This window comes from Bradyrhizobium diazoefficiens USDA 110, from assembly GCF_000011365.1.
Classification (GTDB): domain Bacteria; phylum Pseudomonadota; class Alphaproteobacteria; order Rhizobiales; family Xanthobacteraceae; genus Bradyrhizobium; species Bradyrhizobium diazoefficiens.
In genome coordinates this window covers 3,073,821-3,086,985 of record NC_004463.1, presented here as the reverse complement: position 1 = coordinate 3,086,985, position 13,165 = coordinate 3,073,821, and the positions used below count along the sequence as shown (strand labels likewise).

Sequence of the window (13,165 nt, the reverse complement as noted above, 5' to 3'; positions counted from 1 at the left end):
TGCCTTGTCAAGCCGCCTTGGAAGGACGCGCGAGCGCGCGGCCGAACATCATGTCGGTACGGATCGCCGCCACCTTGTCGCGGTTGCGGATCAGCTCGAGGTACCAGAGCGCATCGACGGTATCGCCGATCAGCACCGCTCCGGTGAGCCGGCCGTCGGCGATGACGAGCTTCTTGTAGGTGCCGCGCCTGCGGTCTGACAGCACGAGGCTCTCGCTGCCCTCCCCGCCGATGAAGTCGCCGGCGGAGAACACGCTGACGCCCGAGACCTTCAGATTGGTCGAGACCACGCTGCCCTGATAGGCGGCGGGCCGGCCGGCGAGATGCCGCGCCAGCACGCGCGCCTGCTCATAGGCCGGCTCGACCAGGCCATAGCAGGTGCCGCGATGCTCGGCGCATTCGCCGAGCGCGAAGATGTCGGGTGACGCCGTCTGCATGACGTCGTTGACCACGATGCCGCGGTTGACCGCGATGCCGGCGTCCTTGGCCAGCGCGATGTTGGGCCTGATGCCGGCGGCAAAGATCACGGCATCGGCCTCGATGCGGCTGCCGTCGGCAAGCTCGACCGCCTCGACGTGGCCGTCGCCATGGATGCACTTCGTGCTGGCATTGAGCAGGATGCGGATGCCCTTGCGCTCGACCAGCGTCTTGAGGAGATCGGCGGCCGGCCCATCAAGCTGGCGCTCCATCAGCCGGTCCATCAGATGCAGCAGCGTCACCGGGGCGCCAGCCTTGGCAAGTCCATAGGCCGCCTCCAACCCGAGCAGACCGCCGCCGACCACGACGACGCGCTTCTTCGCCGCCGCAAGCGTCAGCAGCAGGTCGACGTCGCGCGTGTCGCGGAACGTGTGCACGCCGGCGAGATCGGCGCCCGGCACGTTGAGCCGCAGCGGCGTCGATCCCGTGGCGAGCACGAGCTTGGAATATTCCATGCTCTCCTCGCCCTCGATCTTGAGCTCGCGGCGGCCGGTGTCGATCTCGGTGACGCGGTAGCCGTAGCGCACGGTGACGCCGCGATGGCGCCACCAGTCGGCCGGCCGCAGCTCGATCTCGTGCGAGCCGGTCTCGCCGGCCAGCACGGAGGAGAGCAGCACGCGGTTGTAAGCGAGCCTCGGTTCATCGCCGATAACGGCAACCGCGTAGCGGCCAAGCGAAGTCTTGGCGAGCTCGTCGACCAGACGCGCGGCCGCCATACCGTTACCGACGATGACCAGCGGTTCACTCACAAGGCATCTCCTATTCGGCGGCCTGCGCCTGAGCGCCATAGGCCTCGGAAATCATGTAGCCGGACAGCACGCCGTAGGCGTCGGTCCAGGCCGTGGCGAGTTCGGGCGTCCAGGCCTCGCCGAGACCCTTCTCCAGGGTCCACAGCAAGGTCGCGCCGACTACGGGATAGTGCTCGGCCTTGGCGCCGTAGGCGACGTGACGCTTGGCGAGCGCCGACGCCGCGGGAAGAATCGAGTCCAGGTTCGACAGGCCGCCGACGACGGCGGCGAGCATGCCCATCAGCTTCTTGCGCTGCTCGGTCATGTCCTCGGGAAACATCGCGCGCACGGACGGCGCCACCTCGAACAGGCGATCGTAGAACAGCACCGCGGCGGTCTCCGAAATCGGCGCGACCTTGGCGAAGCTCTGCTGGATGAGGGTAATCTGTTCGGGCGTCATGATGTTCTCCTGTCTGTTTCGGTCTGCCTTTGTCCGCGTCGTTGCGAACAAGGTTCATGGGTCAAACGTCATCAGAGAGTCTTCTCCCCGCGTACGGGGAGAAGCGAGATTCGTACCAAGTCTCTAAACGCGAGCTTCGGCGAGGCTTGGCGCGCCTTCACGCTGCGGGCTGCGACGCAGGTAGAACCACCAGGTCAGGCCGAGGCAGGAGGCGTAGAAGGCGAGATAGATCGCGAGCGCAAGCTGCGGCCCGCCGGTCATGGCGATCGACTTGCCGAAACCGCTCGGGATCAGATAGCCGCCGACCGCGCCGACCGCGCCGATGAAGCCAACCGCCGCACCGCTCTCGATACTCGCCGTCTTCAGGGCGGCTGCGCGCGCCGCATCGCCCTTGCCGCGCACCTTGAACAGGTTCTGCTCGCGGAAGATCGAGGGGATCATGCGGTAGGTCGAGCCGTTGCCGATGCCCGTCGTCACGAACAGGATCAGGAACATCGACAGGAAGCCGATGAAATCCTTCTGCCCGACGAAATAGAGCACGCCGACGGTGGCGCCCGCCATCACGATGAAGTTCCAGAACGTGATGACCGAGCCGCCGATCCTGTCGGCCAGCCAGCCGCCGAACGGGCGCGACAGCGAACCAACGAGAGGCCCGAGGAACGCGATCGCGATCGTCACCGACGGAAACTGCGTCTTGATCAGCAGCGGAAACGCCGCGGAGTAGCCGATGAAGGATCCGAACGTGCCGATATAGAGGTACGCCATGATCCAGGTATGCTTGCGCTTGACCACCGCCAGCTGATTGCTGATCGACGACTTGGCCGTGGTCAGGTTGTTCATGAAGAACACCGCGCCGAACACCGCGATCGCGATCGGCAGCACCCACATCAGGCCGGCGTTCTGAAGGAACACGCCGTCGACGGGGGTTGCCTGGAACAGGTTAATGACGGCGAGCGTCATCAGGATCGGGGTTAGGAGCTGCACGCTGGAGACGCCGATATTACCGCCGGCCGCGTTGAGGCCCAGCGCCCATCCCTTCATCCTGTCCGGGAAGAAGAAGGAGATGTTTGTCATGCTGGAGGCGAAATTGCCGCCGCCGAGACCGGCAGTCGAGGCGATCAGCAGCATCAGCCAGAACGGCGTGTCGGGCTGACTGACGAACCAGGCGAGCGACAACGTCGGAATGAACAGGATGGCCGCGCTGAAAATGGTCCAGTTGCGACCGCCGAACGTCGTCACCGCGAATGTGTAGGGAAAGCGCATCAAGGCGCCGATCAGGCCCGGCACCGCGACGAGCTGGAACAGCTGGTCGGTGGTGTAATGGAAGCCTGCCTGCGGCAGCTTGGTGGTGACGATGCTCCAGATCAGCCAGACCGAGAAGCCGATATGCTCGGCCACGATCGACCAGATCAGGTTGCGTCGCGCGATAGTCTTGCCAGTCGCATTCCAGAACGCCTCATCCTCGGGGCGCCAGTCTGAAATCCAGGTCGGATTCTTCGTCATTGAGTATCCCTTCTAGGCTCACCGCTGCGTCGTTGCAGGCTCTGCCTCCGGCCACGGAGGCGCGCTCCGAGGCTTCACCCCGGTGGCGAGTTCACGATGCTGATTGATGATGTTGAGGGACGTCGTCGTTGGCGTCGCGCAAACACGTTTCAATTTCCGTGCCAATTGCGCGCGTTCGGGAAATACAGGGAATTCAGTGGCTTGTTCGAATTGCCCGAAATATTTGCAGGGCTATTTCGCACGCAAATTTTGCGATTCGCTCAATCCCTGTGCGCCGCACAAGGATTGAGCTTGATGTCTCAAAATTAGGCGAGACACATCACGCGTTAACGCCGCGTTTACGCGGCCTCGACGAAGCGATGACGCTCATAAAGGAATTCGAGCACGCGCTGCCGGCACTTCAGATAGGTGGTGCTGGTGGCGAGTTCGAGCCGCTTGCGGGGACGTGCCAGCGGTACCTCCAGCACCTCACCGATGCGCGCGCTCGGCCCGTTCGTCATCATCACGATACGGTCGGACAGCAGCACGGCCTCGTCGACGTCGTGGGTGATCATCAGAATGGTGTTGCCGAGCTTCTGGTGCAGCGCCATCACCGAGTCCTGCAGATGCGCGCGGGTGAGCGCGTCGAGTGCGCCGAACGGCTCATCGAGCAGCAGCACTTTCGGCTCCATCGCCAGCGCCCGCGCGATGCCGACGCGCTGCTTCATGCCGCCGGAGATTTCGGAAGGACGCTTGTCCTTGGCGTGCGCCATCTGCACGAGATTGAGATTGTGCATCACCCAGGCGTCGCGTTCAGCCCGCGTCTTGGTCTTGGCGAAGACCTTGTCGACGCCGAGCCTGACGTTCTCGTAGACCGTGAGCCAGGGCAGCAGGCTGTGGTTCTGGAACACCACGGCGCGGTCGGGTCCCGGCGAGTTGACCTCGCGGTTCTCCAGCAGCACGCCGCCGGTCGAGGCGTTGGTCAGCCCTGCGATGATGTTGAGCAGGGTCGACTTGCCGCAGCCGGAATGGCCGATGATCGAGACGTACTGCCCCTTTTCGATGGTCAGGTTGATGTCCTTCAGGACCTCCGTGGTGGCGGCGCCGCGGGTAAAGATCTTGTCGATGTGGTCGAGCTTCAGATAGGCAGTCATGTGTCCCTCCCCTCAGTTCGTCGCGGTGCCGCGGGTGACGATCTTGCCGAGGCCCGCGATCAGGCGATCGAGCACGAAGCCGACGATGCCGACATAGATCAGCGCCAGGATGATCTCGCTGATGTGCGAGGAGTTCCAGGCGTCCCAGATGAAGAAGCCGATGCCGACGCCGCCGATCAGCATTTCGGCGGCGACGATGGCGAGCCACGACAGACCGATGCCGATGCGCAGGCCGGTGAAGATGTAGGGCGCGGCCGCCGGGATCATGATCTTGCCGAAGAACTCCAGCGGATTGAGCTGCACGACGGCCGCGACGTTGCGGTAGTCCTGCGGGATGTTGCGGATGCCGACCGCGGTGTTGATGATGATCGGCCAGATCGAGGTGATGAAGATGACGAAGATCGCCGAGGGCTGGCCGTCACGGAACGCCGCGAGCGAGAGCGGCAGCCAGGCGAGCGGCGGGATGGTGCGCAAGACCTGGAACAGCGGATCGAGCCCGCGCATCGCCCAGACCGACTGGCCGACCAGCACGCCGAGCGCGATGCCGGCGATCGCGGAGAGCGAATAGCCGAAGGCGACGCGCTGAAGGCTGGCGGAGAGATGCCAGAACAGACCCTTGTCGATGCCGCCATGGTCGAAGAACGGATCGAGGATCAGCTCCTTGGTGTCCTTGAATACCCGCGACGGCGGCGGCAGTGCCGAGCCGGTGCGGCGGCAGACCAGCTCCCAGACCAGCGTCAGCAGCGCGATCACGACGAGCGGCGGGATGACGCGCACAGCGGTCTCGCGCACCATGCGCGCGTAAGCCTCGCTCCGCGGCGGCCGCTTCGGCGTCATCGCGACGACGGGCGCGGCGCTTCCCGCGGGTGTCGCGGTCTCAACCTCAATCTTCGTGGCAGGCATGTTCATCGCTATCTCTCTCCGGCTCCGGGACGATGCGGCCGCCTCGCGGCGGCCGCAGGGCTCCGTCAGACTTCGACGCGCTTGATCGCGAGCGACTTCAGATAGGCCGCCGGATTTTCGGGATCGAATACCTTGCCGTCGAAGAAGGTCTCCTTGCCGCGCGAGGTGGAGGCCGGGATGTCGGAGCTTGCGACACCAAGCGTCTTGGCCGCGTCCTTCCAGAGGTCCTCGCGGTTGACCTTGGCGATCAGCGCCTTGCTGTCGAAGCCGGCTTCGTATTTGCCCCAGCGGATGTCCTCGGTCATGAACCAGAGATCATGGCTCTGGAACGGATAGGAGGCATGATCGCGCCAGTACTTCATGATGTGCGGCGAGTTCTCGACCACCTTGCCGGCGTTGCCGTAGTCGAACTTGCCCTTGGCGCGATCGGCGATGTCCTCGACCGGGCAGTTGATCCACTGCCGCTTGCCCATGATGGTGGCGAGCTCTTCCTTGTTCTCCATCTTGTCGGCCCATTGCTGGGCTTCCATTATCGCCATCAGGATCGCCTTGGCCGCCTTCGGATTCTTGTCGACCCAGGCCGCGCGCATGCCGAGTGACTTTTCCGGATGCTTGCTCCAGATCTCGCCGGTGTTGACGGCCGTGTAGCCGATGCCCTGGTGGACCAGCTGCCCGGGCCAGGGCTCACCGACGCAGAAGGCGTCCATGGTGCCGACCTTCATGTTGGCCACCATCTGCGGCGGCGGCACGGTGATGGTCTCGACGTCCTTGTCAGGATCGATACCGCCGGCGGCGAGCCAATAGCGGACCCAGAGATCGTGCGTGCCGCCGGGGAAGGTCATCGCGACCTTGGCGGACTTGCCTTCGGCCTTTTTCTTCTCGAACGCCGCCTTCAACACTGACGCATCGGCGCCGACCTTGAGGTCGGCATATTCCTTGGCGACGGAGATGCACTGCGCATCGAGATTGAGCCGCGCCAGGATGTACATCGGCGTCGGCTGGTTGTTCTGCGTCACCTTGCCGGCCGAGATCAGGTACGGCATCGGGGTGAGGATATGCGCGCCGTCGATGCCGTTGCCTTCCGAGCCGAGCACGAGGTTGTCGCGCGTGGTGCCCCAGGAGGCCTGCTTCTGCACGTCGACATCGGGCATGCCGTATTTGGCGAACAGGCCCTTGTCCTTGGCGACGAAGAGCGGACCGGCATCGCTCAGCGCGATGAAGCCGAGCTTGGCGCCCTTGACCTCGGGGCCGGCGTCCTGCGCGAACGCGCCGGCGGGGAAATTGAGCTTGGCGGCGGCAAGAAGGGCAGCGGTGCTGCCGGTGGCCTTCAACAATTGACGGCGGCTGAGGCCAGTATCCGAAGGCCGGCGAATGCGCTTGGTCATAGGCGGTGTCGTCCTTTTGCGTCGTTGCGAATGATTGCGTCAGTGCGCACGAGCAGCCCGTCCGTCCGTGACGCCAGAAAAAGGCGCATGCGAACGCACGACGGGGAGACCCCCGTTCGGGTGGCGTCAGCAAATCGGATGAGAAGTCTCGCGGGACGGCTTCAATGGCGTCGGCTTGGAACTATTCAAGCTTCATGCCAAGCGCCACACCTCATAAACATCCAAAAATTCAATACGTTAGATGCACCGCGCCAGTCTGTCGCAGCTTTGCTGCGCACGCGAAATTTGCGGACTGCTCATTTCTTGTGCGCCGCACAAATCTTATGCAGCCGCCTAAGCAAAAGGCCGCAGAGCCGGCAAAAGCCGGGTCGAGGCGCGTACCATCCAATTGAAATCGCTTACCTTTTCTATCGCACCCAAGCGGCACGCGACTTGCATTTCCATTGTCGTCAACGAAGACTGCGGCTTGCCGCATTGTTGCAGCCTCTGGCGGCTGCAAACCGGAAGCTCAACTGCTTCGCGGCCCTTCTCGGCTCAGTCCTCGTGACGCGATTCCCAAGGCTTCCAGACCTCCATAGCCCTCGTGCGCGGCAGAGCCGTCCGCACGGCCCAAGATGTTCAGCCGCGCTCTCTTTGGGGGCGTGTCGATCTCACTTACGAAGCAAAAGGAACCATTGATGTCGTATCTCGCGCCTTCGGAATTCGTCACCAAGATGGTGGATGCGGGCGAGTCCAAGATCTTCATGTCCACCCGGGATACCATCATCCGGGCCTATATGGCCGGCGCCATCCTCGCGCTGGCGGCCTGGTTTGCCGTCACCATCAACGTGAACACCGGCCAGCCGCTGGTCGGGGCGCTGCTGTTTCCGGTCGGCTTCGTCATGCTGTACCTGCTCGGCTTCGACCTGCTGACCGGCGTCTTCGTGCTCTCGCCGCTCGCCCTCATCGACAAGCGCCCGGCCGTCACCTTTGGCGGCGTGCTGCGCAACTGGGGCCTCGTTTTCGTCGGCAATTTTGCAGGCGCTTTCACGGTGGCCTTCATGATGGCCTTCGTCACGACCTTCGGCTTCACGCAAGACCCCGACAAGATCGGCACGGCCATCGGCAATATCGGCGAGGGCCGAACGCTCGGCTATGCCGCGCATGGCGCGGCCGGCATGGCGACATTGTTCCTGCGCGGCATGCTCTGCAACTGGATGGTCTCGACCGGCGTCGTCGGCGCCATGATCTCGACCTCGGTGCCCGGCAAGGTCATCGCGATGTGGATGCCGATCCTGGTGTTCTTCTACATGGTGTTCGAGCACTCCGTCGTGAACATGTTCCTGTTCCCGTCGGGCCTGATGCTGCACGCGAAGTTCTCGATCATGGACTATCTGATCTGGAACGAGATCCCGACCGTGCTCGGCAACCTCGTGGGCGGCCTCGCCTTCACCGGCATGACGCTCTACGCCACGCACGTCATGACCCAGCCGAAGCGCCAGGCCGGCAAGACCACGCCGTCCCGCGTCGCGGCCTGATCAAACAACGTCTCGACAGGGGAGCCTCGCCCGAGCAGGGTGAGGCTCTCCTTTGCCGGTGATGACGATGACCCGCGGACTCCTGATTTCGATCGGCCAGCACTCCGACAGGGGTCGCAAGCCCGTCAACCAGGATTTTCACGGCATCCTGATTCCGGAGGAGCCGCTGCTCAGCCTGAAGGGCATCGCGGCGGTTCTCGCCGACGGCATCTCCAGCAGCACGGTGAGCCAGATCGCCAGCGAGTCGGCGGTCAAGAGCTTCCTGATGGACTATTACTGCACGTCGGAATCCTGGACGGTGAAGACCTCCGCCCGCCGCGTGCTGGACGCAACCAATTCCTGGCTGCACGCGCAGACGCGCAAGAGCCAATATGCCTATGACCGCGACAAGGGCTATGTCTGCACCCTCAGCGCCATGGTCATCAAGGCGACCACCGCGCACATCTTCCATGTCGGCGACTGCCGCATCTACCGCGTCGCCGGCAAGGCGCTCGAGCAGCTGACCGACGATCACCGCATCATCGTGTCGTCGGAGCAGACCTATCTCGGCCGCGCGCTCGGCATCAACCCGCAGCTCGAGATCGACTACCAGACGGTCGAGATCGAGGCGGGCGACACCTTCATCCTCGCAACCGACGGCGCCTACGAATTCGTCGACCAGCGTTTCATCACGAGCGCTATCGCCGAGCATGCAGCCGAGCTCGACGGGGCCGCGAAGGCGATCGTCGACGAAGCGTACCGGCGCGGCAGCGACGACAACATCACCGTCCAGATCCTCCGCGTTGACGCAGTGCCGCAGCGCGACTCGGCCGGCATCTTCAATCAGACCTTCGAACTGCCGCTTCCTGCGCTGCCCGAGCCACGGGCGATGTTCGACGGTTACAGGATCGTCCGGGAGATACACGGCAGCAGCCGCAGTCACATCTACCTTGCCGTCGATGCGGAGACCGAGGGGCCGGTCGCGCTCAAGCTGCCGTCGATCGACCTGCGCGACAATGCGGCCTATCTCAAGCGCTTCCTGATGGAGGAGTGGATCGCACGCCGCATCGACAGCCCGCACGTGCTCAAACCGATGTCACAGTCGCGGCGGCGCAGCTACCTCTACGTCGCGACCGAGTTCATCGAGGGCCAGACCCTGAGGCAGTGGATGCTGGACAACCCACGCCCCGATCTGGAGACGGTCCGAGGGATCGTCGAGCAGATCGCCACGGGGCTTCGCGCCTTCCATCGCATGGAGATGCTGCACCAGGACCTCAGGCCCGACAATGTCCTGATCGACAAGACCGGCACTGCGAAGATCATCGACTTCGGATCGGTCAGGGTCGCCGGCGTCGCCGAGGCGGCGCCGAAATCGGCAGACGAGGAAATTCTCGGCACGGTCCAGTACACGGCCCCGGAATATTTCCTCGGCGAGGGGGGATCGCCGCGGTCCGACATGTTTTCGCTGGCCGCCATTTGCTACCATATGCTCACCGGACATCTCCCCTACGGCGCCCAGCTCGCCAAAATCCGGGGACGATCGGACGCGTGGAAGTTGAGATATCGCCCGGCCATCGATGCCGAGCGGGGCATCCCGGGCTGGATCGACGGCGCGCTCAGGAAGGCGCTGCATCCCGATCCCTACAAGCGCCACGAGGACCTCTCCGAATTCGTCTTCGAACTCAGGAATCCCAACCCGGCCTATCTCGCCACGCGGACCACGCCGCTTCTGGAGCGCAACCCGCTGCTGTTCTGGAAGCTGACCACGGCGATCCTGGCCTGCGCGGTCATCACGCTGCTCGCGGTGCTTCGGCTGCGATAGCCGGACAAGGTCGGTTCAGGCCGGCTCCGCCGCCTTCACCCCCAGCGGCTTCGGCGCCATGCCGCCGCCGGGCTTGAGGTGGAATTCGTAGGTCATCAGATGCCACTGCCCGCTCGCCTTGGTGCCGTCGGGCATCTCGAGGTCGTTGCGCGGCTCGACCTTGGCGACGAGGTCATCCTTGACGCCGAACACCACGTCGGAATCGAGATATTTGTCGCCGTCCATGAAGACATGCGTGATCAGCGGCTCGTAGCCCTTTGCGTTGACGAGGAAGTGCACATGCGCCGGGCGCATCGGATGGCGGTTGGTCTGCACGATCATCTCGCCGACGGGGCCATCGGTCGGGATCGGATAGCTGCACGGCAAAATGGTGCGGAAGAAGAAGCGGCCATCGCTGTCCGTGATGAAACGCGCCCGCGCCGAGGCGCCGACCTCGTCATAGTTCGGCTTCTGTGAATCGTAGAAGCCGTCGTCGTCGGCATGCCAGACGTCGACGGGAACGCCCGCCAGCGGCTTGCCCTTGAGGTCGGTGACGCGGCTCTGCACGAACATCCGCTCGCCGGTCTGATTGTTCGGCGAGATGTCGGTGCCGTGCGCGGTCACCTTGTGCTCGCCGACATAGAACGGGCCGAGCACCGTGGTCTGGGTGGCGCCCTCGCGATCCCTGTGGTTGACCGCGTCCACCAGCATGGAGACGCCGAGCACGTCGGACAGCAGGATGAATTCCTGGCGGGTGTCGGTGCATTTATGACCGGTGCGGGTCAGGAAATCGATGGCGTATTCCCATTCCTCGAAGGTGAGACCGGTCTTGCTCACGTAATCGTGCAGCGACTTCACCAGTTCCTGGAGCAGGAATTTCGCCCGCGGGTTCGGCGTCTTGTCGAAGCTTTCGACCACGGCTGCGGTGAGTTCGGTCTCGTTGAACTGGGTCATGGTGCGTTGCCTTGCATTTTTCTCGTTGGCCCGGGCGGGCTCCCTGGAAGCGTTCCAGGCCGGACACTACACCACCCGGCCGGCCCGCGTTAAGCGCAACCGGCTTGGAATGGGGCTGCCATTTGGCTATCACCTTGTCGAGAAACTGCCCCGGAGGAACTGATGCTCGCCCCCACCCCCGCCTCGCCCGAATCCGTCGGCATGTCCAAGGCCGCGCTCGACCGCGTCGATGCGCACCTGAAGAACCGGTACATCGACGCCGGCCGCTTCCCGGGCACCCAGCTTCTGGTTTACCGCCGCGGCAAGATCGCGCACAGCTCGGTCCAGGGCCTGGCCGATGTCGCGCGCAAGGTGCCGGTCAAAGACGACACCATCTACCGCATCTATTCCATGACCAAGCCGCTCACCAGCGTCGCTTTCATGATGCTGGTCGAGGAAGGCCTCGTCGCGATCGACGAGCCCGTCGCCAAGTACATTCCGGAATGGAAGGATCTCGGCGTGTTCGTCGCCGGCACCGCGCCGGCCTTCCTGACCCGGCCGCCGTCCCGGCCGATGCTGATCGTCGACCTGCTGCGCCACACCTCCGGGCTGACTTACGGCTTCCAGCAGCGCTCCAATGTCGATGCCGCCTATCGCGCCGAGAAGATCGGCGAGGTCGAGAAGTCGGGCACGCTCCAAACCATGATCGAGGCGCTCGCGAAGATCCCGCTGGAGTTCTCGCCGGGCGAGGCCTGGAACTACTCGGTCGCGACCGACGTGCTCGGCTACCTCGTCGGCAAGATTTCCGGCATGCCGTTCGAGCAGTTCCTCAAAGCACGCATTCTCGATCCGCTCGGCATGACCGACACCGATTTCCACGTGCCGGCCTCGAAGGCCCATCGCTTCGCTGCCTGCTATTCGGCGGACCCGGGCGGCGGCATGACCTTCCATGCCGGCCAGCGCCGCGAGGGCCTGACGCTCCAGGACGATCCGGCGACGAGCTCGTTCCTGTCCCCGCCCTCCTTCATATCCGGCGGCGGCGGCCTGTGCTCGACGGCCGCGGACTATCTCACCTTCTGCCGCGCGCTGCTCAACGGCGGCGAGCTCGGCGGCGTCAGGCTGATCGGGCCGAAGACGCTGGCACTGATGACGACCAACCACATTCCGGGCGGCCGCTTCCTCCCCGAGGTATCGCGCTCGCTGTTCTCGGAAGCCACCTATAACGGCATCGGCTTCGGCCTCGGCTTTGCCGTGACGATGCGCCCGGCCGAGACGCTGATCGCCGGCAGCCCCGGCGAATACAATTGGGGCGGCGCGGCGACGACCTCGTTCTGGATCGACCCGGCCGAGGAATTGATCACCATCTTCATGACGCAGGTGCTGCCGTCGAGCGCCTACCCGCTCCGGCGCGAGCTGCGCAGCATGGTGTATGCCGCGATCACCGAGAGCAATCTGTAACCGCTTGAATCGATTCCGCGGCCGTCGGCCGCGGAATCTCAATATCAGACGCTCATTTGAGCATCTCCGGCACGATCAGGCGCGGCAGGAACAGCGACACGCACCGCCGTTTGCCATCCTCCTCAGTTTGACGTGCAGACCTTGACGGTCTTCATGCCGCTCTCGGCTTCGGTGCGCGACTTGTAGATCGTGCCCGACGGACTGACGACGGTCATCGACGTGTCCGTGGGCTTCTTGTCGACAACGGTGCACTTCTTCGTCTTGACGTCCTGGACGACGTAGAACTCGTCGGCCGCGAACGCCGGCAGGGACAATGCAGCAACCATCAATGCTGCAGTTGCGATCTTCAGCTTCATTTTATCCTCCTCCAATCGCCAGACGTTTCCGCCCGGCCGATTCTTGAACGGGAACAAATGGCAATTTGTTCCTAAGCAAGAGGAACGCCGTCCGCAGTGGGATGTTGACGCCGCACTTATTCCAACGAGGAGAACAAGATGAAGAAGCTGTTTCTGCTTTCCGCCGCGGCGGTGATGATCTCGACTGGCGCGTTCGCGCAGTCCACCGTGGTGACGACCACCGGAACCGGGCACGCGGCCGCCGTTCAGATCGAGCCGGAATACCGAACTAGGATCAAATCCTACATCACCGAACATCGCGTTCGCCCCGTGACGACGAAGGAGAAGATCATCGTCGGCGCTACGGTGCCGAGCGATGTCGAGCTCGAGGCGGTTCCTGCCGACTGGGGGCCCGCGCTCACCAAGTACCGCTACGTCTATTCCGGCGAGCGCGTGATGTTGGTGGATCCGGGCTCCCGGACGGTCGTCCAGGAAATCGACTGACAAGACGTGATGGAGGGGGCCGCATCAAGGACGGCCTCCTCCCGGAGTTG

Annotated in this window: 12 protein-coding genes; 4 read left to right on the top strand and 8 right to left on the bottom strand. The window is 63.9% G+C overall.

What is annotated here, in order from left to right:
- Window positions 1-7: 7 nt before the first annotated feature.
- The 6 genes from BJA_RS13920 to BJA_RS13895 all read right to left on the bottom strand — a co-directional run bounded on the left by BJA_RS13920 (window position 8) and on the right by BJA_RS13895 (window position 6,588).
- The gene (locus tag BJA_RS13920; protein ID WP_162494075.1) at window positions 8-1,225 is read right to left on the bottom strand and encodes an NAD(P)/FAD-dependent oxidoreductase; all 1,218 of its coding nucleotides are present in this window, start codon (window positions 1,223-1,225) and stop codon (window positions 8-10) included.
- 10 nt (window positions 1,226-1,235) lie between these two features.
- On the bottom strand, window positions 1,236-1,664 hold the full coding sequence (locus BJA_RS13915; RefSeq protein WP_011085591.1) for a globin family protein: 429 nt from the start codon (window positions 1,662-1,664) through the stop codon (window positions 1,236-1,238).
- 123 nt (window positions 1,665-1,787) lie between these two features.
- The gene (locus tag BJA_RS13910; protein WP_011085590.1) at window positions 1,788-3,167 is read right to left on the bottom strand and encodes an MFS transporter; all 1,380 of its coding nucleotides are present in this window, start codon (window positions 3,165-3,167) and stop codon (window positions 1,788-1,790) included.
- Window positions 3,168-3,505: 338 nt separating this feature from the next.
- Window positions 3,506-4,300: an ABC transporter ATP-binding protein gene (locus BJA_RS13905; RefSeq protein ID WP_011085589.1), complete on the bottom strand. Its 795-nt coding sequence runs from the start codon at window positions 4,298-4,300 to the stop codon at window positions 3,506-3,508.
- 12 nt (window positions 4,301-4,312) lie between these two features.
- On the bottom strand, window positions 4,313-5,209 hold the full coding sequence (gene ntrB, locus BJA_RS13900; protein ID WP_011085588.1) for a nitrate ABC transporter permease: 897 nt from the start codon (window positions 5,207-5,209) through the stop codon (window positions 4,313-4,315).
- A gap of 59 nt (window positions 5,210-5,268) precedes the next feature.
- Window positions 5,269-6,588: a CmpA/NrtA family ABC transporter substrate-binding protein gene (locus tag BJA_RS13895; protein WP_011085587.1), complete on the bottom strand. Its 1,320-nt coding sequence runs from the start codon at window positions 6,586-6,588 to the stop codon at window positions 5,269-5,271.
- Window positions 6,589-7,265: 677 nt separating this feature from the next.
- Here BJA_RS13895 and BJA_RS13890 point away from each other — a divergent pair.
- Window positions 7,266-8,105, top strand: coding sequence for a formate/nitrite transporter family protein (locus BJA_RS13890; RefSeq protein ID WP_038965820.1), 840 nt, complete (start codon window positions 7,266-7,268; stop codon window positions 8,103-8,105).
- Between the two features lie 61 nt (window positions 8,106-8,166).
- A complete protein-coding gene (locus BJA_RS13885) occupies window positions 8,167-9,906 on the top strand; it encodes a bifunctional protein-serine/threonine kinase/phosphatase (protein ID WP_038965821.1) in 1,740 nt (579 codons plus the stop codon).
- A 15-nt stretch (window positions 9,907-9,921) separates the two neighbouring features.
- On the opposite strand, the gene BJA_RS13880 is transcribed toward BJA_RS13885, so the two are convergent.
- Complete coding sequence (locus tag BJA_RS13880; protein WP_011085583.1) at window positions 9,922-10,839, bottom strand: intradiol ring-cleavage dioxygenase; 918 nt, start codon at window positions 10,837-10,839, stop codon at window positions 9,922-9,924.
- Between the two features lie 162 nt (window positions 10,840-11,001).
- On the opposite strand from BJA_RS13880, the gene BJA_RS13875 reads away from it, so the two are divergent.
- Complete coding sequence (locus tag BJA_RS13875; protein ID WP_011085582.1) at window positions 11,002-12,276, top strand: serine hydrolase domain-containing protein; 1,275 nt, start codon at window positions 11,002-11,004, stop codon at window positions 12,274-12,276.
- Window positions 12,277-12,398: 122 nt separating this feature from the next.
- On the opposite strand, the gene BJA_RS13870 is transcribed toward BJA_RS13875, so the two are convergent.
- Entirely contained in the window at window positions 12,399-12,632 is a 234-nt protein-coding gene (locus BJA_RS13870; protein WP_011085581.1) for a hypothetical protein, read from the bottom strand.
- A 138-nt stretch (window positions 12,633-12,770) separates the two neighbouring features.
- Between BJA_RS13870 and BJA_RS13865 the strand changes: the two genes are divergently transcribed.
- Complete coding sequence (locus BJA_RS13865) at window positions 12,771-13,115, top strand: DUF1236 domain-containing protein (protein ID WP_011085580.1); 345 nt, start codon at window positions 12,771-12,773, stop codon at window positions 13,113-13,115.
- The last annotated feature ends 50 nt before the right edge of the window (window positions 13,116-13,165 follow it).

Bases quoted from the DNA above. Each gene is read 5' to 3' on its own strand.
- BJA_RS13915 (WP_011085591.1), bottom strand. From the start codon at position 1,664: ATGACGCCCGAACAGATTACCCTCATCCAGCAGAGCTTCGCCAAGGTC.
- BJA_RS13910 (WP_011085590.1), bottom strand. From the start codon at position 3,167: ATGACGAAGAATCCGACCTGGATTTCAGACTGGCGCCCCGAGGATGAG.
- BJA_RS13905 (WP_011085589.1), bottom strand. From the start codon at position 4,300: ATGACTGCCTATCTGAAGCTCGACCACATCGACAAGATCTTTACCCGC.
- ntrB (WP_011085588.1), bottom strand. From the start codon at position 5,209: ATGAACATGCCTGCCACGAAGATTGAGGTTGAGACCGCGACACCCGCG.
- BJA_RS13895 (WP_011085587.1), bottom strand. From the start codon at position 6,588: ATGACCAAGCGCATTCGCCGGCCTTCGGATACTGGCCTCAGCCGCCGT.
- BJA_RS13890 (WP_038965820.1), top strand. From the start codon at position 7,266: ATGTCGTATCTCGCGCCTTCGGAATTCGTCACCAAGATGGTGGATGCG.
- BJA_RS13885 (WP_038965821.1), top strand. From the start codon at position 8,167: ATGACGATGACCCGCGGACTCCTGATTTCGATCGGCCAGCACTCCGAC.
- BJA_RS13880 (WP_011085583.1), bottom strand. From the start codon at position 10,839: ATGACCCAGTTCAACGAGACCGAACTCACCGCAGCCGTGGTCGAAAGC.
- BJA_RS13875 (WP_011085582.1), top strand. From the start codon at position 11,002: ATGCTCGCCCCCACCCCCGCCTCGCCCGAATCCGTCGGCATGTCCAAG.
- BJA_RS13870 (WP_011085581.1), bottom strand. From the start codon at position 12,632: ATGAAGCTGAAGATCGCAACTGCAGCATTGATGGTTGCTGCATTGTCC.
- BJA_RS13865 (WP_011085580.1), top strand. From the start codon at position 12,771: ATGAAGAAGCTGTTTCTGCTTTCCGCCGCGGCGGTGATGATCTCGACT.